Here is a 21,959-nt window from a genome sequence, read left to right on the forward strand (position 1 = left end):
TTAAGGTTTTGATCATGTATGTAGCTCCAAGTTTATTGTCTGCAAATTTTTTGAAATTAGAAGAAGAAGTTAAAGCTATTGAAGCTGCAGGTGCGGATCTTTTGCATATTGATGTAATGGATGGACACTTTGTTCCAAATTTGACTTTCGGACCTTGCGTGATTGAAAAAATTTCAACTATTAGTAAGTTGCCATTAGATGTGCATTTGATGGTTAAAGATGTAAGTAAATTTATAGATCTTTTTATCCCTTTGAAACCAAAATTTATTTCTTTTCATATGGAAAGCGAAGTTCATCCTATAAGACTTTGTGAATATATAAGAAGTCAAGGAATCCATCCTGCTATTGTTTTAAATCCACACACTTCTATTGATTCTATTAAACACATGCTAGAATTTGTAGATATGGTACTTTTAATGAGTGTTAATCCTGGGTTTGGTGGGCAAAAATTTTTACCTTTAGTACATGAAAAAATCAAAGAATTGCGCCAAATGATTGATAAAAAAAATGCTAAAGTTTTTATAGAGGTTGATGGTGGTGTTAATGGTTTAAATGCTAGCGATTTAGAAGAGTCCGGAGCTGATATTTTGGTGGCTGGAAGTTATATTTTTTCTTCTAATGATTATAAAACTGCAATTTCATCTTTAAAGCTTGAATTTTGAGTTTACAGCAAATTGATCAGATTATTTCTATATTAAATAAGCAAAGCAAGCCTTATGATTGGGTGATGCAAGAGTTTGCCAAAGTTGAAGAATTAAAAAATTTTAATTTAGATTTAGAAACTTTTGAGCTTTTGGGTTTGGGCTTAACTTTGAATAAAGATAATATTTTTACCCTTAAAACACGCACAACAAAAATTAAAGATGAAATTTTTTGTATAGTAGATATAGAAAGTACTGGTGGGGTAAGTAAGGGAGAAATTTTAGAAATTGGAGCGGTTAAAATTCAAAACTCTAAAGAAATTGGACGCTTTCAAAGTTTTATTAAAGTAAAAGAAATTCCAGAAAATATAACCGAACTTACGGGTATTATTTATGAGATGGTGGAAAATGCTCCAAGTTTAGCAAAGGTTTTAAGTGATTTTAGGCTTTTTTTAAAAGACAGTATTTTTGTAGCGCATAATGTGCGTTTTGATTATAGTTTTATTTCTAAGGCTTTAAATGAGTGTGGTTTTGGCATTTTGCTTAATCGTCGTATTTGCACTATAGAATTTGCACAATGTTGTATAGAAAGTCCAAAATATAAACTAGAGGTTTTGAAAGAATTTCTTGGCGTGGAAAATACGCATCATAGGGCCTTAGATGATGCTTTGGCAGCTACTGAAATTTTTAAATATTGCCTTGGAAAACTTCCTTATCATATAAAAACTACAGAAGAACTTATAAATTTTACAAAAACTGCACGCATAAAGCAAAAATAAATATTTAAAGTGTATAATTAAAACATAAATGACGGGAGCTTGTGTAACAGGCTGAGAGTAAGCTAAAAGCTTAGACCGAACCGGATCTGGATAATGCCAGCGTCGGGAAGATTTATAAATTTCAATACTTTAAAAATTTATACTCACCCTTCATTTATCCAAATTTTTTAAAGGATAAATTTATGAAAACTCAAATGAATTATGCCAAAGAAGGTGTTTTTACTAAAGAAATGCAGATTGTTGCACAAAAAGAAAATTTAAGTAAAGATTTTTTGCTTGAAAATATTGCTTGCGGTAAAATTATTATCCCTGCAAATATTAATCATAATAGCCTTGATCCAAATGGTATAGGTTTTGGATTGCGTACTAAGGTTAATGTAAATTTAGGAGTTTCAAATGATTGTGTTGATTATAGCGAGGAAATGAAAAAAGTAGAGCTTGCTCATAAATTTGACATAGAAGCGATTATGGACTTAAGCAATTATGGCAAAACAAGTCGTTTTAGAGATGAGCTTGTTAATGTTTCAAAAGCTATGATAGGAACAGTTCCTGTATATGATGCAGTAGGATTTTTAGAAAAAGATTTAAAACAAATTAATGCCAAAGACTTTTTAGATGTTGTATATCATCATGCTAAAAGTGGGGTTGATTTTATGACAATTCATGCAGGTATTAATTCTCGCGCAGCGCATATTTTTAAACAAAGTAAAAGACTTACAAATATAGTTTCAAGAGGAGGCTCTGTGCTTTATGCTTGGATGATGATGAAAGATGCTGAAAATCCTTTTTTTGAGTATTATGATGATTTGCTTGACATTTGTTTAAAATACGATGTAACTTTATCTTTGGGCGATGCTTTGCGTCCTGGCTCTACTCACGATGCAAGTGATGGGGCGCAAATTTCAGAACTTATAGAATTATCATTCCTTACTCAAAGGGCTTGGGATGTTGGGGTTCAAGTAATGATAGAAGGTCCAGGGCATATGGCTATTAATGAAATAGAGGCAAATATGCAATTAGAAAAGCGTTTATGCAAAGGAGCGCCTTTTTATGTCTTAGGACCTTTGGTAACAGATATTGGCGCAGGGTATGATCATATTAGTGGTGCTATTGGAGGAGCTGTGGCTGCAGCTAGCGGTGCTGATATGCTGTGTTATGTAACACCTGCTGAACACTTAAGACTTCCAAATTTAGAAGATGTTAGAGAGGGTATAGTTGCGACTAAAATTGCAGCTCATGCGGGAGATATAGCTAAACTTCCAAAAGAAAGAGCAAGAGATGATGAGATGAGTAAGGCTAGGCAAGAGATAGATTGGGAGAAAATGTTTAAACTTGCTATTGATGGAGAAAAGGCCAAAAAAATGTTTAATGAGCGTCGTCCTGATGATTTAAACTCATGTTCCATGTGTGGAAAAATGTGTGCAATGAATACTATGAATCAAATTTTAAAAGGCGAAGATGTGAGTTTAGCTTGAATAAACTTTGAGAGTAAGATCTATAGAGATACCTTGCTCTCCTGCTTTAAGATTAAGTGGATAATCAAGCTTGATTAAGTTATTATAGTTTTTTAGAGCATCAATAAAATCATAAAGCCTTCTAGGATTGTTCATTGTCGCTTTAATGGCTAAGCGGTTTTTTAGATATTTTTCTTGTTTTTCGGGCTTAGTTTCTTGAATTTTTACATTTTGAAAATATTTTTGTAAAAAAGTATCAAAATTTCCTATATTAAAATTTTGCTCAAATTGCTCTAAACTTTTGTTGTTTTCGCTTCTTAGAGTTGATATTTTATCTTCACTAAAGTCAAATTTTGATTTAGCGGCTTTTAAGATAGCAAGTTGTGAGTTTTCTCTAAGATTTGCTTGTTTGTAATTTTTTAATGTCGGTAAAAGTAAAAATAAGATCAAGGCTGTGCAAACGCTTATAAAACTTAACGCGCAAATGATAAGCTTTAATAAATCAATTTCTTCTAGGCTTTTATCTTTCATCTGCAACTCCTGGAATTTGTTTACTAATACTAACAAAACGATACCACCCATTATCTAAGCGATAATAGGTTGTATAGCTTTGATCAAAGATGCTTTTTAAAGGGGTTTCTAAAAGTAGAGTAAACATTTCTCTTGTAGGAGTGACTCCGATAAGTTTTAAGGAATATTCGTCTTGTTCAACACTTTCAAGAGTAATATTATCAGTTTTTACAATAATATCAAATAGATTTCTTAAGCTTTCTTTAATAATTTGATTTTGAGTGTTAAAATTTTTCGCTATTTGGCTTTGATCAAATAAAATTTCATAAAGCATTTCATTTTGCTTAGTTTGATTTTGAAGCACTATAACTTGTTGTTTTTCATCATCGATAGAGCTATTGATTAATGCAATTTTTATTGTATATGTAAAATATACTAGCAAGATAAATAATATACTAAAACCAAAAAGTCCTAGCCAAATTTTATCAAAGAGTGTGAAAATAGGTTTTTTTCTTGGCTGTATGAAGCTATAACTCATTTAAGCTCCTTTCGCATCAATTCTATCATAAGATCTAAGGTGTTGATTTGTTTTGTTTTTATCTCTAAAAAAGTTTCACTTTCTAAAAAATCAATAGCACTTATGTTAATATCTGATTCGCTATATAATAAAATACCATTGATAAATACCCCAGCATATTTATCATCATTATAAAATTTTTCAATGCTCGTAATAATATAACGGCAAAGTTCCATATCATTGCTAAATTGATTTAATTCATCAAGATTAAAATTATCATTATTATCTAAAGTTTCAAGATTATTTTCTTGATCAAGTAGGTCAAATTTATTATTTAAGGCTTCATTGAAGTTATCTAAGGTAACTTCAGTATCATCGTTGTTGTTTTCAATTTCTTGATTATCTTCTGATGGAAGTTCAAGCTCTAAACCTAATTCTTGCTCAAATATTTTAAAATCACCGTATAAGATAGTATTGCCTTTAGCAACAATAATTGCCAAAAGATGTCCTTGCTTAAATCCATAAAGTAAGATTTGATCATCAGGCTGTTTTTCTTTTTGTATATTGTAGTAAAGAAGAGCAAAAGGGGAATATAAAAAATCTAAACCTCTATATTCTTCAAAAAGCTCGCTATAATATTCCACATGTTCGGTAGCTGTATAAACAAGGGCATTATTAAACAAAATATGCTGTAAGCTGATTTTTCCTATATTAAAGTGCTCACAATCTTGAATATTTGTACTAGGTATTAATCCTTGTTCTTTGGCGTCTAAAAATAAAGCAGTGTGGTAAAATAAGAAATGTTTGCTTAAATTTTTTATGTATTCTAATAAATTTTCACTTTTATCAAAAGTTTTTTCATTGCTACTGATTAGTTTACTTCCTCTATAAATAGAAGCTTTCACAATATTTTTTTTATCTTCTAAAATAATACTAATAAAAAGTTGTGGAAATATTTTTTTAAGTAAAAACAACATTTCATTCCTTAAATTGATCAGCTAAGCTAATTTTATCAAATTGTTCCATTAGAAATTCTTTAGCTTTTTCTTTATCTAAAGATAAAATATCCAAAGGTTCACTTAGACTATAAGTAATCTTACTAAAAGGTTTTGGCAAGATCATCTTATCCCAACTTTTAAATTCCCAAAAACGATTTGCTTCATAGTTTAAAATTCTTATCTTTAGTCCTTTTTTTTGAGCTAAAATGATGGAACCATCTGAAATACTATGATAAGGCCCTCGTGGACCATCGGGCGTGATAACTATATCGTCATTTTGTTCTAAAACTTTAAATGCAGCTCTAAGTGCACCGCTAGCACCCCTTGAAGTGCTTCCTCTTACGGTATCAAGACCGAAAAGCTTGATGATTTTTGCAATTTGTTCTCCATCTTTATGGTGAGAGATCATGACATAGGCTTTTTTATTTTTTTGTCTATAATGTCTAAACGCAAAAGGCATGAGTGCTAATTTTCCATGCCAAAAAAGTATCACACCAGCTTTACGGTCAACTTTTTCACCTTTATAGTGCTTTTTACAGCTTAAAAAAATAAGCCATTGCAAGATGAAAATTATATATGTTAAGCAATGGATTTTAAACGATTTCCCCATATAAAACCATACGCTTTGCATTAGTGATTTTTACTTCTTTAAATTGCCCTAAAAGTTCTTCGCTACCTTCAACTTGAACTAAAAAATTATTATCTGTTCTTCCAGCAATGCTATTGCCTGCTCTTAATTCTTCAAATAAAACTTTAAAAGTTTTATTTTCTTGTTTTTTTACAATTTCATCTAAAATTTCACTATGACGATTTTGTAAGGTGCTAAGTCTTCTTGAAGCTGTTTCTTCATCGATTTGATTAGGCATGGTTGCGGCTTTTGTTAAAGGGCGTTTGGAGTATTTAAAAGAAAAAATTTGTTCAAAACGCACTTTTTCCAAAACATCCATAGTTTCTTCAAAATCTTTTTCACTTTCCCCTGGAAAAGCTACAATAATGTCTGTAGAAATGCTAACATTTGGACAAAGTTCTCTAAGTTTTAAAGCTCTATTTAAATACCATTCTTTAGTATAGCCACGCTTCATAGCTTTTAAAATTTCACTTGAGCCGCTTTGTAAAGGCATGTGCATGGATTTGCAAACTTTTGGATTATTGGCAAAAACTTCTAAAAATTTATCATCCATATGCAAAGGATGTGGACTTGTAAAGCGAATGCGTTCCAAACCTTCTATAGTGCTAAGTTCTTCTAAAAGATCTGAAAAGTCCATTTTTTTATGTTCGTTTCTAAATCTTTTGCCGTAGTTATTGACATTTTGTCCTAGCAAGAAAATCTCTTTAGTGCCTTTTTCAACGGCTTTTTGAGCTTCTTTGTAGATGATGTTAAAAGGTATGGAAATTTCATCTCCTCTAGTATGTGGCACTATACAATAAGTGCAGTGTTTATCACAACCTATGGAGATATTAATATAGGATTTATAAATACTATTTCTAAAATCTGCAAAAGCAAATTCACTTTCATCATAGTCTATGTCCACCCCCATAAATTTTGGAGTTTTTATAGCTTGAGTGATTTTGGAAATATTTCTTGCCCCTAGAACAAAATCCACATAAGGAGCACGTTTGAAAATTTCATTTCCCAAATGTGATGCAGTGCATCCACAAACTCCTATTTTAGCACCTTCTTTTTTAACTTTTTCAAAGCCACCCACTTCTGAGAAAAGTTTATGCACAGGTTTTTCACGCACTGAACAAGTATTAATAAGAATAAGATCTGCTTCTTTGATATCTTCTGTTAGTGCGTAATTTTCTTTTTGTGTTAATTCTGCGATCATATGCTCAGAATCTCTGACATTCATCGCACAACCTAAAGTTTGGATAAAAAGTTTTTTAGCACTCAAAGAATATGTACCTCATACATAAAATCATTATCATCAAGTCCGTATTTTACGGTTCTATGATAAATGCTTACTCCTTTTTTTTCAAAATGATTTACAAGGGCAATGAGTTGTTTGTGTGTATTATCTTTATCAAAATAAAAAAACTTTTGTCCTTCTTTTTCTATAGCCTCTTCGATTTTTTCTAGGCTAATATTTTTAGGTTTTTCATTAATCAAAGTTCTTGCCAATTTTAATTCCATAGCTAAATCCTTAAGAATTTTCATTTTAATCTGTAATTTTAGCAAATTTTACTTTTAATTAAACTTATTAAGGATATAATTTTTACCTACATTATTTAAATTTCCCACAAAAAAGGTTTTATAAAATATGGAAAAGATAGCAGATATTATCGAATCTATTGCTAATGAAAAAAATTTAAACTTAGAGAATGTAAGAGAAAAGGTAGCTACCGCTTTAATCAATACTGCAAAAAGAATTTATGGACAAGAATATGAGTTTTTTGTGGATCCTAAAAATTTAAATCTTTATCAAAAAATTACCATAGTAGCAGATAATGACGAGAGATTACAAAATAAAAGTGAGAGTTTTATCGCGTTAAGTAAGGCAAAATCAGAAGCTCCAGATGTTGAAATAGGAGATGAATTAACCTATGAATGTTCTTTGGAAAATTTAGGAAGAACTGCGGTAAATACCTTGCATAAAGAACTTGAATATCATATACAAAAATTATTAGAACAAACTATTTTTGAAAAATATAAAAACAAAGTAGGGCAAATGGTTTTTGGTACAGTTGTTAGAGTGGATAATGAAGAAAATACTTTTATTGAAATAGATGAATTAAGAGCTTTTTTACCAAGAAAAAATCGCATTAAAGGGGAAAAGTTTAAAATAGGTGATGTGGTAAAAGCTGTGATACGCCGTGTTTATACAGATAAGGGTATTAAAATCGAGCTTAGTCGTACAAGTCCTAAATTTTTAGAATGTTTACTTGAAGCTGAGGTTCCAGAAATCAAAGATGGTTATGTCAATATTATAGGATGTGCTAGAATTCCAGGTGAAAGAGCAAAAATCATTCTTCAGGCCAATGGAGCAAATATCGATCCTGTAGGTGCTACAGTAGGTGTTAAAGGTGTAAGAATTAATGCAGTAAGCAAAGAGCTTCATAATGAAAATATTGATTGTATAGAATTTACAAATGAGAGTGAAATTTTAATTTCTCGTGCCTTGGCTCCTGCTATTGTAAATTCTGTGAAAATTGAAGATAAAAAAGCTATTGTAAGTTTAAATAGCGAACAAAAAAGTAAAGCTATAGGAAAAAATGGTATTAATATTCGCCTTGCTTCTATGTTAAGTGGTTATGAAATAGAGCTCAATGAATTAAGCTCATCGCAGCTAAATAATGCCATCAGCAATGAAGAAGCAATGAAAAATCTTCAAGATTTATTTAAAATTTAAAATATTTGTGAATTTTCACAAATATTTTTTATAAAACCACTTCCAATAAAATGCCGCAAAGATAAAAATCATACCCAATAAGCCTGTAATTAGTTCTAAACTCAAGCCTATTTCAAATAAAAAGCCCATAAGCATTGAAATAATAGCGCTAAAACTAAGATAAATCATATCTGTATAAGCGATCACTCTACCATGATATTCTTTGTCAGCATTTTTTTGTATCATAGTGTAGGTGTAAGCCCAAAGTGCTGAGGTAAAAAAACCTGCGCCAATTAAACCTAAAAAAGAAATATAAAAATTAAATTGAGTTAAAGCCCAAAGTATAATACCTAAGCCTTGACCAAGATACATGTAAAATAAATTTTTATCATTAATAAATTTGCTTAAAACCATAGGTCCTATAGCTAAAGAACAAGCACGTACTGCATTTAAAAACCCTATTACTAAAGCAGCAGATAAAACTTCTTTATATTGATGTTGCGCTAAAAGCGTAACCAAGGTTTCATAAGCAGTTAAACCTATAAAAGCGTGAAGCAAGATAAGATGAAAAATTATTTTATTATTTAAAACATAGAAAAATCCTTCTTTTATCATGGTAAAAAAGCGACTTTGTGTTTTTTGATGAAAATCAGGAATGCTTAATCTTACTAAAAAAGAAATGCCTATGAGTATAAGTACACAGTCAAATAAAAAAGCGGTTTTAACTCCTAGAAAATAAATAAAAATTCCCGCACTTGCCATACCTGCTGTATAAGAAATCGCCCAAATGACACTGTGCATTTCATTAGCGAGTTTAAGTTCTTGAGGGGTTAAAATTTTCGCCAATAAACTCATTTCAGCTTGAAAATAAATCGAAGCAACGCAAAGTCTTATGAAGATTAAAATAAACAAAAGCCAAAGTATGCTAAGACTTGTGACAAAAATAAGACAAAAAATAGAAATTAATTCTATGCTAATCATACTGAGTAAAAGTTTTTTAGGTTTATTTTTCTCTACTATGACGCCATTAATAGGAGCAAGTAAAACTCCAGGTAAAAAAGCAAGCATAGCACTTGTAGCTGTTGCCCAAGTAGGAGCATTAAGCTCAACCAAAAGGGTAAAAACCCCCGTTTGAGAAAACCATGCTCCAAAATATACTATAAACTGAACCGAAGCTAATATTCTGATATTTTTATTATTTTTTAATAGTTCAATGTAATTCATAAGCGAAACTATAGCATAATTTATATTTTAAATGCTATAATTATTTTAATTATGTAAAAAACAAGGAAAAATTTTGAAAAGACTGGATAAAAAAGAAGCTTTAGATTTATTACATCATGCGAGTTTAACTGAACTTGGAGAAATGGCTTATAAAAGAAAATTAGAACTTCATCCTGAAAAAATTACCACTTTTGTTGTGGATAGAAATATTAATTATACCAATGTTTGTTGTATTGATTGTTCTTTTTGTGCTTTTTATCGCCATCATAAAGAAGATGATGCTTATATTTTAAGCTTTGAAGAGATAGGCAAGAAGATAGAGGAGCTTGAAGCTATTGGGGGTACACAAATTCTTTTTCAAGGTGGGGTGCACCCAAAATTAAAAATAGAATGGTATGAAGAATTAGTTTCTTGGATAAAAGAACATTATCCAAATATCACTGTGCATGGTTTTTCAGCGGTTGAAATCGCTTATATTGCAAAAGCATCTAAAATTTCCATCACCGAAGTTTTAAAAAGATTACAAACTAAGGGTTTATTTTCTATACCGGGAGCAGGTGCTGAGGTGCTAAGCGATAGGGTGCGTGATATTATCGCACCCAATAAATGTGATACAGTTACTTGGTTAGAAGTACATCGCCAAGCTCATAAAATCGGCATGAAAAGTACAGCTACTATGATGTTTGGAACGGTTGAAAATGATGAAGAAATCATCGATCATTTTGAACATTTAAGAAAATTACAAGATGAAACAGGGGGATTTAGGGCTTTTATTTTATGGAGCTTTCAAAGTGATAATACTGCTTTAATCCAAAAACATCCAGAGATTATGAAACAAAGTTCTAACAAGTATTTAAGACTTTTAGCTTTAGCAAGACTTTATTTAGATAATTTTAAAAATTTACAAAGTTCTTGGGTAACTCAAGGCTCACTTATAGGCCAGCTTGCTTTAAAATTTGGGGCTAATGATTTAGGCTCAACCATGATGGAAGAAAATGTAGTAAGTGCTGCAGGAGCAAGTTATAGAATGAATCAAGATGAGATGATAAGGCTGATTAGAAGTTTAGGCGAAAATCCAGCTAAACGCAATACCGCTTATGAAATTTTAGAAAGGTTTTAATGCAGTATTTAGAGAGTAGGGGTGTTAAAATCCCTTTTATTTTTGAAAAAAATTCTGATTTTCCCATTGTTGTTTTAAAGCTTGTTTTTAGAAATTGCGCTAGAAGTTATGATGAAATAGCAGGCTTGGCTAAGATGTTTTCACGTATTTTAAATGAAGGCGTGGATGATAAATTTTTTAAGGATTTAGAATTTAGAGCGATAAATTTAGAGGCAAGTAGTGGTTTTGAAAGCTTGGAAATCAATCTTTCTTGCTTGAAAGAAAATTTTGATTTTGCTTTAAAGAGTTTAGAAAAATTGCTTTTAAAACCAAGAATGGAAGAAAAAATTTTGCAAAAATTAAAAATCAATGCTTTAGGTGAACTTGCGAGTAAAAATAGTGATTTTGATTATTTAGCAAAAAATTTACTCAATGCTCAAATTTTTAAATGTAAAGAATTTCAAAATCCAAATGATGGAGATGAAAAAAGTATAGAAACTTTGTCTTTAAAAGATTTACAAAATTTTTATAAAAATTTTATCCATCTTAGTGATTTGGTTGTGATTTTAGGAGGAGATTTAGAAGAAAAACAAGCCAAGGAAGATCTTTTAAAACTCTTATCAAAACTTCAAATAGGTAAGAAAAATACTCCAAAAAAATATGAGTTAAGCAAAAACATCAAAGATGAAATTTTGCTACGCCCAGAAAGTGAACAAGCTTATATTTATTTTGCTACGCCTTTTTTTGCCGATTTTAAAGATAAGGATTTATATCTTGCAAAAATTGCTTTATTTGTGCTAGGACAAGGGGGATTTGGTTCAAGGATTATGGAAGAAATTCGTGTTAAAAGAGGTCTTGCATACTCAGCTTATGCTATGCTTGATATGAATATGTCTTTTTCTAGAGTTTTTGGATATTTACAAACTAAAAATGAAAGCGCTAAAGAAGCTAAAAAAATTGTAAAAGAGCTTTTTGAAGATTTTATAAAAAATGGCATGACTCAAAACGAACTTGATCAAGCTAAAAATTTTCTCATAGGATCAACTCCTTTGCGTTATGAAAGCTTAAGCAAGCGTTTATCTATGGCCTTTAATGAATTTTATCAAGGTTTAAATTTGGGATATTATAAAGAAGAGTTAAAACTTATGGAAAAGGTTAAACTTGAAACCATCAATGCTTATATTAAAAAACATCAAGAGCTTTTAAATATAAGTTTTGCAAGCATACAAAATGAAAATTAAAGAAAGTGATTTTGAATTTTTTAAAAAATTAAAAATTAGAAGTGCTATTGATTTAGCGCTTCTTTTACCTAAAAAAATTGAAAATTTAAATCCAAGTAAAAATCCTAAAGAAAATGAAATTTGCACCCAAAAAATCACTATAAAAAGCGTTAGTTCAAGAAAAAATCAACTTTTTGGTTTGGGTTTTTGTGAAGAATGGCAAGAAAATATCTCTTTTGTATTTTTTCATCCTAGGGCTTGGCATTTTGGGATTTTTAAGGTAGGAAAAGAGCTTATTTTTAATGCTAAACTCTCGCGTTTTAATCACACTTGGCAATTTAACAATCCTAAAATTTTAACTTCTTTTGAGGGTTTTAGTCCAAAGTATCAAATTTTAGGTTTAAAAGATACAAAAATTGCTGCTTTTATACATAAATATCTTAACTATGAAAATTTAAAAGAAAGTGGCATAGAGGATAAATATATACATTTTCTTTTAAATCTGCATGCTTATGATGAAAAAAGTTTTTTTATGTTTGAAAATTTGCAAAATTTTAGCAAAGATTTAAAATACATAGAAATATATAATTTTTTAAAGCGTTTAAAAGCTAAAAAAACGCATTTTAAAGCTCATCAAATCAATGTTTTTAATATAGCCAATTGGCTTAAAGATTTGCCTTTTTCTCTTACTAAAGATCAGCTTAACGCCTTAAAAGATATAGAAAAAGATTTGCATTCAAAAGAAGCTAAAAGGCGTGTGATTATGGGTGATGTAGGGTGTGGTAAAACCTTGGTTTTGCTTGGTGCGGCTTTGATGGTTTATCCTAAGCAGGCTATTTTAATGGCACCTACTAGTATTTTAGCGTATCAGCTTTATGAAGAGGCTAGGAAATTTTTACCTGATTTTATGAATATTTTGTTTATTAAAGGGGGTAAAAAAGAAAAAGATTTAGAACAAAATATCCAAAAAGCAAATCTTATCATAGGCACTCACGCTTTAATTCATTTAGAAAGTCATAATGCCGTACTTGTAATGATAGATGAACAACATCGTTTTGGGTCAGCTCAGCGTGAAAAAATTCATTCTTTAAATAAGCAAGAATTTACCCCTCATTTTATACAGTTTTCGGCTACGCCTATTCCAAGAACTTTAAGCATGATACAATCTGAACTTTTAAATTTTAGTTTTATTAAGCAAATGCCTTTTAAGAAGGATATTGCAACTTATTGTATACAAAATGAAGGTTTTTCTAAGCTTAGCGAGAAGATCAAGGAAGAAATTGCTAAAAATCATCAAATTATCATTATTTATCCCTTAGTGAGTGCTAGTGATAATATTCCTTATCTTTCTTTGGAGCAGGCTAGGGGGTATTGGCAGAGTCATTATGAAAAAGTTTTTGTAACTCATGGAAAAGATAAACAAAAAGATGAAATTTTAGAGCGTTTTAGAGATGAGGGAAATATTTTATTAAGCACTACAGTGGTGGAAGTGGGCATTTCTTTGCCAAGATTGAGTATGATAGTGATTGTGGGAGCGGAACGTTTAGGACTTGCTACCTTGCATCAACTTCGTGGTCGTGTAGGTCGTATAGGGCTTAAAAGTACTTGCTATCTTTATACTAAGCTTAAAGAAATTCCGAGTCGTTTAAAAGAATTTGCTAGCACTTTAGATGGGTTTAAAATAGCAGAACTTGATCTTAAAAATCGTTTGAGTGGAGATTTGCTCGATGGTTTTATGCAACATGGAAATGAGTTTAAATTTTTTGATTTTTCTAAGGATGAGGAGATTTTACAAAAGGTAAAAAAAGATTTGGCAAAAAAATTGCCAAATTAATGTCCACCATATTTATAAAGCATATTTTGAAAATGTGAAGCTATCATTTGTGCACGCTGTAAAATAACTGCTTTCATTTCTTCATTATAAACCATATTTAAACTTTCTTCAAAAAGTCCTAGCCAAACTTCAAAAAATTCTTGAGGAAAAGGAGGTAAATCTAGATGCTTTTTTAAGGGTTGCCCATTATAATCACCTTCTCCTAAAAGCATGCCTGCCCAAAAATTTCCTATTTTTGCTTTATGTTCTTTCCATTCTTCATCACTTGTTCCAATAGCATTGTTAAAAATAGGGCCCAAATCCTTATCTTTTCTAACTTTTTCATAAAATATTTCCATGAGTTTTGCTATGCTTTCTTGATTAATTGTTTCAAATTTCATATAAGCCTTTCTTAAATGTTAATTTTATGGCGTTAATATAGCAAAAATAAGATAAATTAAATTTAACATAAGTTAAGAATGGAAAATGTATATAATGAAAGATTATTTAGAACTTTTATCTAGTGTAGGAAAATTAAAAAAATTTCAAAAAAATAGTATTTTATTTTATGAAGGCGAAGAGGCTAAAAAATTTTTTATTTTACTCAAGGGAAAAATACGCATTTATAAAAGTACAGCAAGTGATAAAGAAATTACTTTGCATTATTTTAATCCTCTAAATTTTATAGCAGAAATGCCTGCTTTTAAAAAATTAAATTATCCTGCTAATGCTATTTTTGAAGAAGATGGAGAAATTTTGGAAATTGATTTTATTAATTTTCAAAATTTATGCAGTGAAAATAAAGAATTCAATTTTTTACTCATCAGTTCACTTTTTGATAAAATTAAAATTTTAGAAAAGAAATTATCTCAAAATGCATTAGATTTAAGGACGAGATTATTAAAGTATCTTTTGGAAAATGAAAAAAATTTAGATACAATTTCGCAAAAACAAATTGCAATTGATTTAAATGTTAGAGCACAATCTTTATCTCGAGTGTTAAAAGAACTTAAAATTTCAGAACTTATTGATACAAAAAAAGGTAGAATTGAAATTTTAAATAAAGATATGATCATGAAAGAACTTTGGTAAAATTTAAGGTAGAGAATGGATTTTGATTTTATATTAGCTCAAGCTCCTGCTTTTTTAACAGCTGCTTGGCTTACGATAAAACTAAGCTTTTTTGGAATTATTTTTTCTTTGATAATAGGCTTGTTTTGTATTTTAATGAGTTATTTTAAAATAAAAATTTTAGAAAATATTTGCAAGCTTTATATAGAGTTTTCAAGAAATACGCCTTTATTAATTCAACTTTTTTTCTTATATTATGCTTTACCTAAATTTAATATACATTTAGAACAAATTCCACCGCTTAGTGTGATTTGTTTAAGCGTAGAAGAAACTTTAAGACCTTCTTTTGCTTGTGCTATAGTAGGACTTAGTTTTTTAGGGGGTTCTTATATGGCTGAGAGTTTAAGGGCGGGATTTGAAGCCATAAGAAAACAGCAGTTTGAAGCCGGACTTTCTTTGGGTTTTTCAAAATTTGGAAATTTGCGTTATGTGATTTTGCCGCAAGCTTTGGCTATTTCTATGCCAAGTATTAGTGCTAATATTATATTTTTAATCAAAGAAACTTCAGTGGTTAGTATTATTGCCTTGCCAGATTTGGTGAATTTAATGAAGAGTTTAAATTCTTTAACCTATAAGACAGATGAGCTATTGTTTTTGTTGTTTATGGGATATTTGTGTATTATTTTGCCTTTGTCTTTTATTTTGCTAAAGTTTGAAAAAAGGTTGTTTCATGCTTGAACTTTTAAATACCGATACGCTTTTAAGACTCTGGCAAGGGCTTTTTGTCACTCTTGAAATTTCATTTATCAGCATTATTATTACTTCGATAGGTGGGTTGTTTTTGGGAATTTTAATGAGTTTTAAAAATACCTATATCTATGCTTTTTGTCGTTTGGGTTTAGAATTTGTACGTGTTATGCCACTTTTAGTATGGCTTTTTGTGGTGTATTTTGGTTTTCCTAGATGGTTTGGGTGGGATTTGAGTTCTGTAAGTGCAGCTATTATTGTTTTTAGCATTTGGGGTTGTTTTGAGATGATGGATTTGGTGCGTGTTTCCTTGCAGAGTATTCCAAAGCATCAGTATGAAAGTGCATCATCTTTAGGTTTAAATACGGTGCAAAGTTTTGTTTATATTATTATTCCACAAGCTATGCGTCGTTTAACTCCTATGAGCATGAATTTACTTACTCGTATGATTAAAAGTACAACCTTTGCTTATTTAATCGGAGCGGTAGAGCTTGTCAAGATAGGGCAACAAATTATAGAATTTCATAATAAAAATGATTTTGCACCTTTTATTATTTATGGTTTGATTTTTTTTATCTTTTTTATACTTTGTTATCCTATCACTTTATATTCAAGAAAATTAGAGAAAAAATGGAGCTAAAATGAGCATACTAAAAATAGAAAATTTACAAAAGTATTATGGTTCGCATCACGCCTTAAAAGATATTAATTTAGAAGTTAAAGCCAAAGAAGTTGTGGTGATTTTAGGTCCTAGCGGATGTGGAAAATCTACGCTTTTGCGTTGTATTAATGGGCTTGAAGAGATTGCAAGTGGTAATATTTATGTTGATAATGAGAAAATAGATAAAGATTTTAAAGAATGGCCAAGAATGCGTCAAAAAGTTGGCATGGTTTTTCAATCTTATGAACTTTTTGAGCATTTAAGTGTTGAAGAAAATATACTTTTAGGACCCATGAAAGTACAAAAAAGAAAGAAAGATGAGGTTTTAAAAGAGGCTAAAATTTGGCTTGAAAAGGTGGGACTTTTGCATAAAATTCATGCTTATCCAAGAGAGCTTAGTGGAGGACAAAAGCAAAGAATTGCCATAGTAAGAAGTTTATGTATGAATCCTGAGTTAATGCTTTTTGATGAGGTTACAGCAGCACTGGATCCTGAGATTGTTAGAGAAGTTTTAGAAGTGATGTTAAATCTTGCAAAAGAGGGTATGACTATGCTTATTGTTACTCATGAAATGGGTTTTGCTAAAGCTGTAGCAGATAAAATTATTTTTATGGATGAAGGAAAAATCATCGAAGAAAATGATCCTAAAAGTTTTTTTGAAAATCCAAAAAGCGAAAGAGCAAAGAAATTTTTAAATTTGTTTGATTATCATAAATAGATAAAAATAATATTGGTTTATGATAATAAACTTTACAAGACTAAAATTTTATAGAAAAACTAAAAAAGTCTTGACAAAAATTTTTTTTTGAGTTATAATCTCACTTTTATTTTTGCTGGTTTAGCTCAGTTGGTAGAGCAGCTGCCTTGTAAGCAGCAGGTCGGGGGTTCAAGTCCCTTAACCAGCTCCATTTATTTTAGCAGTGTTTGACCAGAATATTGAAAAAGCAATATTTTTATGGTGAGTTACTCAAGTGGCCAACGAGGGCAGACTGTAAATCTGCTGGCTTTCGCCTTCCGTGGTTCGAATCCACGACTCACCACCATGCTTTGCGGGAGTAGCTCAGTTGGCTAGAGCATCAGCCTTCCAAGCTGAGGGTCGCGGGTTCGAGTCCCGTTTCCCGCTCCAATAATTTAAAAGAACTGGGAGCTGTATTTTAAAACCTTTAACTTACAGTATATATCCCATTAAGAGTTTTTGTTGTCTGTTATTGTGTATAATTTTTCTGAGCGCTCGTATGGCTCAGAGGTAGAGCACTCCCTTGGTAAGGGAGAGGTCGCGGGTTCAATTCCCGCTATGAGCTCCATGAATTGAAAAAATTATATAGATATAAGACTTGCTTTGCTCAATTTATTTTTTATACGGAGGAAAAAAATGGCTAAAGAAAAATTTTCACGTAATAAGCCACACGTAAATATTGGTACTATTGGTCACGTTGACCATGGTAAAACTACTTTAACAGCTGCTATTTCTGCTGTTCTTTCTAGAAGAGGTTTAGCAGAGCTTAAAGATTATGATAATATCGATAATGCTCCAGAAGAAAAAGAGCGTGGTATTACTATTGCTACTTCTCATATTGAATATGAAACAGACAATCGTCACTATGCACACGTTGACTGCCCAGGTCACGCAGATTATGTTAAAAACATGATTACAGGTGCTGCACAAATGGATGGAGCGATCTTGGTTGTTTCTGCTGCAGATGGCCCTATGCCACAAACTAGAGAGCACATTCTTCTTTCTCGTCAAGTAGGCGTTCCATATATTGTTGTTTTTATGAATAAAGCAGATATGGTTGATGATGCTGAACTTCTAGAGTTAGTTGAAATGGAAATTAGAGAATTATTAAGCTCTTATGATTTCCCAGGCGATGATACACCTATTATTTCTGGTTCTGCTTTAAAAGCTCTTGAAGAAGCTAAAGCTGGACAAGATGGTGAATGGTCAGCAAAAATTATGGATCTTATGGCTGCAGTTGATAGCTATATTCCAACTCCAACTCGTGATACTGAAAAAGACTTCTTGATGCCAATTGAAGACGTTTTCTCAATTTCAGGTCGTGGTACTGTTGTTACAGGTAGAATTGAAAAAGGTGTTGTAAAAGTAGGTGATACTATCGAAATCGTTGGTATTAAAGATACTCAAACAACAACTGTAACAGGTGTTGAAATGTTCAGAAAAGAAATGGATCAAGGTGAAGCAGGAGATAACGTAGGTGTTCTTCTTCGTGGTACTAAAAAAGAAGAAGTTATCCGTGGTATGGTTCTTGCTAAACCAAAATCAATTACTCCACACACTGATTTCGAAGCTGAAGTTTATATCTTAAATAAAGATGAAGGTGGTAGACATACTCCATTCTTTAACAACTATAGACCACAGTTTTATGTAAGAACAACTGATGTTACAGGTTCGATTAAATTAGCTGATGGTGTTGAAATGGTTATGCCAGGTGAAAATGTGAGAATTACTGTAAGCTTGATCGCTCCAGTAGCACTTGAAGAAGGAACTCGTTTTGCTATTCGTGAAGGTGGTAAAACTGTTGGTTCAGGTGTTGTTTCTAAAATTATTAAATAATTTAATAAAGCCAAGTTAAAAGCTTGGCTTTAATTTTTTAAGGAAAATTGAAATGAGAATTAAAGTTGGTTTAAAGTGTGAAGAATGTGGTGATATTAATTATAGCACCTATAAAAATAGTAAAAATACTACTGAAAAATTAGAATTAAAAAAATATTGCCCAAGATTAAAAAAACATACACTTCACAAAGAAGTTAAGCTAAAAAGTTAAGCTTGCGCCCTTAGGGCAATAGCTCCAACGGTAGAGCACCGGATTCCAAATCCGATGGTTGGGGGTTCGAATCCCTCTTGCCCTGCCATAATTAAGGTTTAAATAAATGGAAAAATTAATAACTTATTTTAAATTATCAAAAGCCGAATTAAGGAAAGTAATTTTTCCTTTAAAAGAACAGGTAAGAAATGCCTATATTACAGTTTTTGTGGTTGTTGCGGTAATTTCTTTGTTTTTGGCGTTAGTGGATTGGCTTATGTCCTCTATTGTTTCTGCGATCGTATAAGGAGAGTAAATGAGTACTCATAAATGGTATGCAATTCAAACTTATGCTGGCAGTGAAATGGCAGTTAAAAGAGCCATTGAAAATTTAGTAAAAGATAACGGAATTGAAGAACAACTTAAAGAAATTGTTGTTCCAACTGAAGATGTTATTGAATTTAAGAATGGAAAGGAGAAGATTAGCGAAAGAAGTTTGTATTCAGGATACGTTTTTGCACTTCTTGATTTAAATACAGAGCTTTGGCATCGCATTCAATCTCTTCCAAAGGTTGGTCGTTTTATTGGAGAATCCAAAAAGCCAACCCCTTTAACAGAAAAAGATATTAATTTGATTTTGGAAAAAGTTCACAATCGTGCAGCGCCTAAACCAAAGATTTCTTTTGAAGAAGGGGAAAATGTGAGAATCACAGAAGGGCCATTTGCAAACTTTACTGCAATTGTAGAAGAGTATGATATGGTTCGTGGTTTATTAAAATTAAATGTTTCTATTTTTGGACGCTCAACTCCAGTGGAGATCTTATATTCTCAAGTTGAGAAAATAATTTAATTTATATCAAGTAAGGAGATTTGTTATGGCTAAAAAAGTCGTAGGCGAAATTAAATTGCAAATTGCTGCCACAAAAGCAAACCCATCACCACCTGTTGGTCCTGCTTTGGGTCAGCAAGGTGTTAATATTATGGAGTTTTGTAAGGCTTTTAATGAAAGAACAAAAGATATGGCAGGTTTTAATATCCCTGTTGTCATCACTGTTTATGCAGATAAAAGTTTTACTTTTATTACAAAACAACCACCAGCTACGGATTTGATCAAAAAAGCAGCTGGAATTTCTAAAGGTACGGATAATCCACTTAAAAATAAGGTAGGCAAGTTAACCCGTGCTCAAGTTTTAGAAATAGTAGATAAGAAAATTGCAGATTTAAATACTAAAGATAGAGATCAAGCTGCTAAAATTATTGCAGGTTCAGCTCGTTCTATGGGTGTTGAAATCGTAGATTAATCCTTTCACCGCCAAGGTAAAAGGCGGTAGCACTTTAAAATGCGGAGAAAATAAATGGCTAAGATAGCAAAAAGATTAAAAGAATTATCACAAAAAATTGATTCAAATAAAGAGTATGCTTTAAGCAATGCAATTGATACAATAAAGACTTTAAAGTCTGCTAAATTTGATGAGACTGTAGAAATTGCTTTAAAACTCAATGTTGATCCAAGACATGCAGATCAAATGGTAAGAGGATCTGTTGTTTTACCTGCTGGAACGGGTAAAAAAGTTCGCGTTGCTGTAATTGCAAAAGACGCAAAAGCTGATGAGGCGAAAAATGCTGGTGCAGATATTGTGGGTAGCGATGATTTAGTAGAAGAAATTCAAAAAGGTAATATGAATTTTGATGTTTTGATTGCTACTCCAAATTTAATGGGACTTGTTGGTAAAGTTGGTAGAATTTTAGGGCCAAAAGGTTTAATGCCAAATCCTAAAACCGGAACAGTGACTATGGATGTTGCTCAAGCAGTTAATAATGCAAAAAGTGGTCAGGTAAATTTCCGTGTTGATAAGCAAGGAAATATCCATGCAGGTCTTGGTAAAGTAAGTTTTTCCAAAGAACAATTATGGGACAATGTTAGCACTTTTGTAAAGGCAATTAACAAACACAAACCTGCCGCAGCTAAAGGTAGATATATTAAAAATGCGGCTTTATCTTTGACAATGAGCCCTTCTGTAAAGCTTGAAACACAAGAATTGCTTGATATGAAATAAGAGTTGCTTTTTTGCAACTCTTTTGTTTTAAAATAAACATTTGAAAAAATTTTTGATTTTTTGAGATGTTTATTTTAGATTGAAGATAGTCGAGGCGTAAGCTTAATTGGATTTCCACTCTACTTGAAATCTCAATCGGAAAGGAGAAAATGTGACTAGAAGCGAAAAAGTTGAGATTATTGCTAAACTTGAAGAAGGTTTTAAAGCTAGTGAAGCTATTGTAGTTTGTAATTACAGAGGTCTTAGCACAAAAAAACTAGAAGAGCTTAGAAATAATGCAAGAGAAAACAATGTAAAAGTTCAAATTGTTAAAAATACTTTGGCTAACATTGCTCTTAACAATTCCGGTAAAACAGGTCTAGTTCTTAAAGATACAAATATTTATCTTTGGGGCGAAGATCAGCTAAGTGTTTCAAAAGTAGCTGCTAAATTTGAAGAAAATAACGATAAATTTGAAATCAAAACAGCTCATATTGAAGGCGAAGTTGCAGATGTTGCTAAGGTTAAAGCTCTTGCTAAAATGCCTTCACGCAATGAGTTGCTTGCTATGCTTTTGCAAGTTTGGAATGCGCCAATTACCAATTTCACAATAGGTTTAAATGCGCTTAAAAATAAAAAAGAATCTGAATAAATTAAATAAAAGGATAAAAAATGGCAATTTCTAAAGAAGATGTATTAGAATATATTTCAAATTTAAGTGTTCTTGAGTTATCAGAACTTGTAAAAGAATTTGAAGAAAAATTTGGTGTGTCTGCTGCTCCTGTAATGGTGGCTGGTGGTGCTGCAGCTGGTGGTGCTGCAGCTGCTGCTGAAGAAAAAACTGAATTTGATATCGTTTTAACTGATGGCGGTGCTAAAAAGATTGAAGTTATTAAAATCGTTCGTGCTCTTACAGGCCTTGGTCTTAAAGAAGCAAAAGATGCAGTTGAGCAAACTCCTTCAACTCTAAAAGAGGGTGTGGCTAAAGCTGAAGCTGAAGAAGCTAAAAAACAACTTGAAGAAGCTGGTGCTAAAGTAGAACTTAAGTAATTTTAAGCTTTAAAGTTAGAAGAAGATTTGCCAAGGCAAGTCTTCTTT

Annotated in this window: 26 protein-coding genes, 5 tRNA genes, 1 pseudogene and 1 riboswitch; of the genes and pseudogenes, 24 read left to right on the plus strand and 8 right to left on the minus strand. The window is 31.3% G+C overall.

Going from position 1 to position 21,959, the window contains the following annotated elements:
* Positions 1-14 precede the first annotated feature (14 nt).
* The 3 genes from rpe (at position 15) to thiC (ending at position 2,895) form a co-directional block, all read left to right on the plus strand.
* A complete protein-coding gene (gene rpe / locus AJN58_RS01830) occupies positions 15-662 on the plus strand; it encodes a ribulose-phosphate 3-epimerase (RefSeq protein ID WP_070233370.1) in 648 nt (215 codons plus the stop codon).
* Positions 659-1,420, plus strand: coding sequence for a 3'-5' exonuclease (locus tag AJN58_RS01835; RefSeq protein ID WP_070233371.1), 762 nt, complete (start codon positions 659-661; stop codon positions 1,418-1,420). The genes rpe and AJN58_RS01835 overlap by 4 nt, the downstream gene beginning before the upstream one ends.
* A gap of 21 nt (positions 1,421-1,441) precedes the next feature.
* Positions 1,442-1,546: riboswitch (TPP riboswitch) on the plus strand.
* A 56-nt stretch (positions 1,547-1,602) separates the two neighbouring features.
* Positions 1,603-2,895 carry a phosphomethylpyrimidine synthase ThiC gene (gene thiC, locus AJN58_RS01840; protein WP_070233372.1) on the plus strand — a complete coding sequence of 431 codons (1,293 nt, stop codon included), beginning with the start codon at positions 1,603-1,605 and terminating at the stop codon, positions 2,893-2,895.
* Here thiC and AJN58_RS01845 read toward each other — a convergent pair.
* Genes AJN58_RS01845 through AJN58_RS01870 form a run of 6 tightly spaced genes read right to left on the minus strand, consistent with a single transcriptional unit; the run spans position 2,887 to position 7,033 of the window.
* Positions 2,887-3,405, minus strand: a complete 519-nt coding sequence (locus AJN58_RS01845; RefSeq protein WP_044779804.1) for a hypothetical protein — start codon at positions 3,403-3,405, stop codon at positions 2,887-2,889. The two genes, thiC and AJN58_RS01845, sit on opposite strands and share 9 nt — an antisense overlap.
* The gene (locus AJN58_RS01850) at positions 3,395-3,922 is read right to left on the minus strand and encodes a hypothetical protein (protein WP_070233373.1); all 528 of its coding nucleotides are present in this window, start codon (positions 3,920-3,922) and stop codon (positions 3,395-3,397) included. Before AJN58_RS01850 ends, AJN58_RS01845 begins: the two co-directional genes overlap by 11 nt.
* Entirely contained in the window at positions 3,919-4,878 is a 960-nt protein-coding gene (locus tag AJN58_RS01855) for a hypothetical protein (protein ID WP_044778822.1), read from the minus strand. The genes AJN58_RS01850 and AJN58_RS01855 overlap by 4 nt, the downstream gene beginning before the upstream one ends.
* A gap of 1 nt (position 4,879) precedes the next feature.
* Entirely contained in the window at positions 4,880-5,509 is a 630-nt protein-coding gene (locus tag AJN58_RS01860) for a lysophospholipid acyltransferase family protein (RefSeq protein ID WP_044778821.1), read from the minus strand.
* On the minus strand, positions 5,493-6,794 hold the full coding sequence (gene miaB / locus AJN58_RS01865; protein ID WP_044778820.1) for a tRNA (N6-isopentenyl adenosine(37)-C2)-methylthiotransferase MiaB: 1,302 nt from the start codon (positions 6,792-6,794) through the stop codon (positions 5,493-5,495). The genes AJN58_RS01860 and miaB overlap by 17 nt, the downstream gene beginning before the upstream one ends.
* Entirely contained in the window at positions 6,791-7,033 is a 243-nt protein-coding gene (locus AJN58_RS01870; protein WP_002851103.1) for an HP0268 family nuclease, read from the minus strand. Before AJN58_RS01870 ends, miaB begins: the two co-directional genes overlap by 4 nt.
* 127 nt (positions 7,034-7,160) lie before the next feature.
* On the opposite strand from AJN58_RS01870, the gene nusA reads away from it, so the two are divergent.
* On the plus strand, positions 7,161-8,249 hold the full coding sequence (gene nusA, locus AJN58_RS01875) for a transcription termination factor NusA (RefSeq protein WP_002859895.1): 1,089 nt from the start codon (positions 7,161-7,163) through the stop codon (positions 8,247-8,249).
* Positions 8,250-8,264: 15 nt separating this feature from the next.
* Here nusA and AJN58_RS01880 read toward each other — a convergent pair whose 3' ends face one another.
* The gene (locus tag AJN58_RS01880; RefSeq protein WP_070233374.1) at positions 8,265-9,452 is read right to left on the minus strand and encodes an MFS transporter; all 1,188 of its coding nucleotides are present in this window, start codon (positions 9,450-9,452) and stop codon (positions 8,265-8,267) included.
* Between the two features lie 73 nt (positions 9,453-9,525).
* Between AJN58_RS01880 and AJN58_RS01885 the strand changes: the two genes are divergently transcribed.
* From AJN58_RS01885 to recG, 3 genes are read left to right on the plus strand one after another with little or no spacing between them, the layout of a single operon-like run.
* Entirely contained in the window at positions 9,526-10,572 is a 1,047-nt protein-coding gene (locus AJN58_RS01885; protein ID WP_070233375.1) for a dehypoxanthine futalosine cyclase, read from the plus strand.
* A complete protein-coding gene (locus AJN58_RS01890; protein ID WP_070233376.1) occupies positions 10,572-11,792 on the plus strand; it encodes a M16 family metallopeptidase in 1,221 nt (406 codons plus the stop codon). The genes AJN58_RS01885 and AJN58_RS01890 overlap by 1 nt, the downstream gene beginning before the upstream one ends.
* Complete coding sequence (gene recG, locus AJN58_RS01895) at positions 11,782-13,605, plus strand: ATP-dependent DNA helicase RecG (protein ID WP_070233377.1); 1,824 nt, start codon at positions 11,782-11,784, stop codon at positions 13,603-13,605. The genes AJN58_RS01890 and recG overlap by 11 nt, the downstream gene beginning before the upstream one ends.
* On the opposite strand, the gene ctb is transcribed toward recG, so the two are convergent.
* Positions 13,602-13,985 (minus strand): truncated hemoglobin Ctb, encoded by a 384-nt coding sequence (gene ctb / locus AJN58_RS01900; RefSeq protein WP_002866981.1) that lies wholly within the window; start codon positions 13,983-13,985, stop codon positions 13,602-13,604. The two genes, recG and ctb, sit on opposite strands and share 4 nt — an antisense overlap.
* A gap of 94 nt (positions 13,986-14,079) precedes the next feature.
* On the opposite strand from ctb, the gene nssR reads away from it, so the two are divergent.
* From nssR to rplL, 17 genes and pseudogenes are all read left to right on the plus strand, one after another.
* Complete coding sequence (nssR, locus tag AJN58_RS01905) at positions 14,080-14,676, plus strand: nitrosative stress-sensitive transcriptional regulator NssR (protein ID WP_002871191.1); 597 nt, start codon at positions 14,080-14,082, stop codon at positions 14,674-14,676.
* A gap of 15 nt (positions 14,677-14,691) precedes the next feature.
* Entirely contained in the window at positions 14,692-15,393 is a 702-nt protein-coding gene (locus AJN58_RS01910; RefSeq protein WP_070233378.1) for an amino acid ABC transporter permease, read from the plus strand.
* A complete protein-coding gene (locus tag AJN58_RS01915) occupies positions 15,386-16,042 on the plus strand; it encodes an amino acid ABC transporter permease (RefSeq protein ID WP_070233379.1) in 657 nt (218 codons plus the stop codon). Before AJN58_RS01910 ends, AJN58_RS01915 begins: the two co-directional genes overlap by 8 nt.
* A 1-nt stretch (position 16,043) precedes the next feature.
* Positions 16,044-16,804 (plus strand): annotated as a pseudogene (locus AJN58_RS01920) (amino acid ABC transporter ATP-binding protein).
* A gap of 91 nt (positions 16,805-16,895) precedes the next feature.
* Positions 16,896-16,971, plus strand: a tRNA-Thr gene (locus AJN58_RS01925).
* A gap of 49 nt (positions 16,972-17,020) precedes the next feature.
* Positions 17,021-17,106 (plus strand) — tRNA-Tyr (locus tag AJN58_RS01930).
* A gap of 6 nt (positions 17,107-17,112) precedes the next feature.
* Positions 17,113-17,189 (plus strand) — tRNA-Gly (locus AJN58_RS01935).
* 103 nt (positions 17,190-17,292) lie between these two features.
* A tRNA-Thr gene (locus AJN58_RS01940) sits at positions 17,293-17,367 on the plus strand.
* Between the two features lie 68 nt (positions 17,368-17,435).
* Entirely contained in the window at positions 17,436-18,635 is a 1,200-nt protein-coding gene (tuf, locus tag AJN58_RS01945; protein WP_002855271.1) for an elongation factor Tu, read from the plus strand.
* A gap of 52 nt (positions 18,636-18,687) precedes the next feature.
* The gene (rpmG, locus tag AJN58_RS01950; protein WP_002793551.1) at positions 18,688-18,846 is read left to right on the plus strand and encodes a 50S ribosomal protein L33; all 159 of its coding nucleotides are present in this window, start codon (positions 18,688-18,690) and stop codon (positions 18,844-18,846) included.
* Between the two features lie 12 nt (positions 18,847-18,858).
* Positions 18,859-18,934: transfer RNA gene (locus AJN58_RS01955), tRNA-Trp, on the plus strand.
* An 18-nt stretch (positions 18,935-18,952) separates the two neighbouring features.
* Entirely contained in the window at positions 18,953-19,132 is a 180-nt protein-coding gene (gene secE / locus AJN58_RS01960) for a preprotein translocase subunit SecE (protein ID WP_002854985.1), read from the plus strand.
* Positions 19,133-19,141: 9 nt separating this feature from the next.
* Positions 19,142-19,675, plus strand: a complete 534-nt coding sequence (gene nusG / locus AJN58_RS01965) for a transcription termination/antitermination protein NusG (protein WP_002851098.1) — start codon at positions 19,142-19,144, stop codon at positions 19,673-19,675.
* Between the two features lie 25 nt (positions 19,676-19,700).
* On the plus strand, positions 19,701-20,126 hold the full coding sequence (rplK, locus tag AJN58_RS01970) for a 50S ribosomal protein L11 (RefSeq protein ID WP_002779452.1): 426 nt from the start codon (positions 19,701-19,703) through the stop codon (positions 20,124-20,126).
* Positions 20,127-20,180: 54 nt separating this feature from the next.
* On the plus strand, positions 20,181-20,882 hold the full coding sequence (rplA, locus tag AJN58_RS01975; protein ID WP_070233380.1) for a 50S ribosomal protein L1: 702 nt from the start codon (positions 20,181-20,183) through the stop codon (positions 20,880-20,882).
* Between the two features lie 151 nt (positions 20,883-21,033).
* A complete protein-coding gene (gene rplJ / locus AJN58_RS01980) occupies positions 21,034-21,513 on the plus strand; it encodes a 50S ribosomal protein L10 (RefSeq protein ID WP_002858610.1) in 480 nt (159 codons plus the stop codon).
* Positions 21,514-21,533: 20 nt separating this feature from the next.
* On the plus strand, positions 21,534-21,911 hold the full coding sequence (gene rplL, locus AJN58_RS01985; protein WP_002854820.1) for a 50S ribosomal protein L7/L12: 378 nt from the start codon (positions 21,534-21,536) through the stop codon (positions 21,909-21,911).
* Positions 21,912-21,959: the final 48 nt, after the last annotated feature.

Origin of the sequence: Campylobacter sp. BCW_4321 (assembly GCF_001763075.1) — a bacterium.
Classification (GTDB): domain Bacteria; phylum Campylobacterota; class Campylobacteria; order Campylobacterales; family Campylobacteraceae; genus Campylobacter_D; species Campylobacter_D jejuni.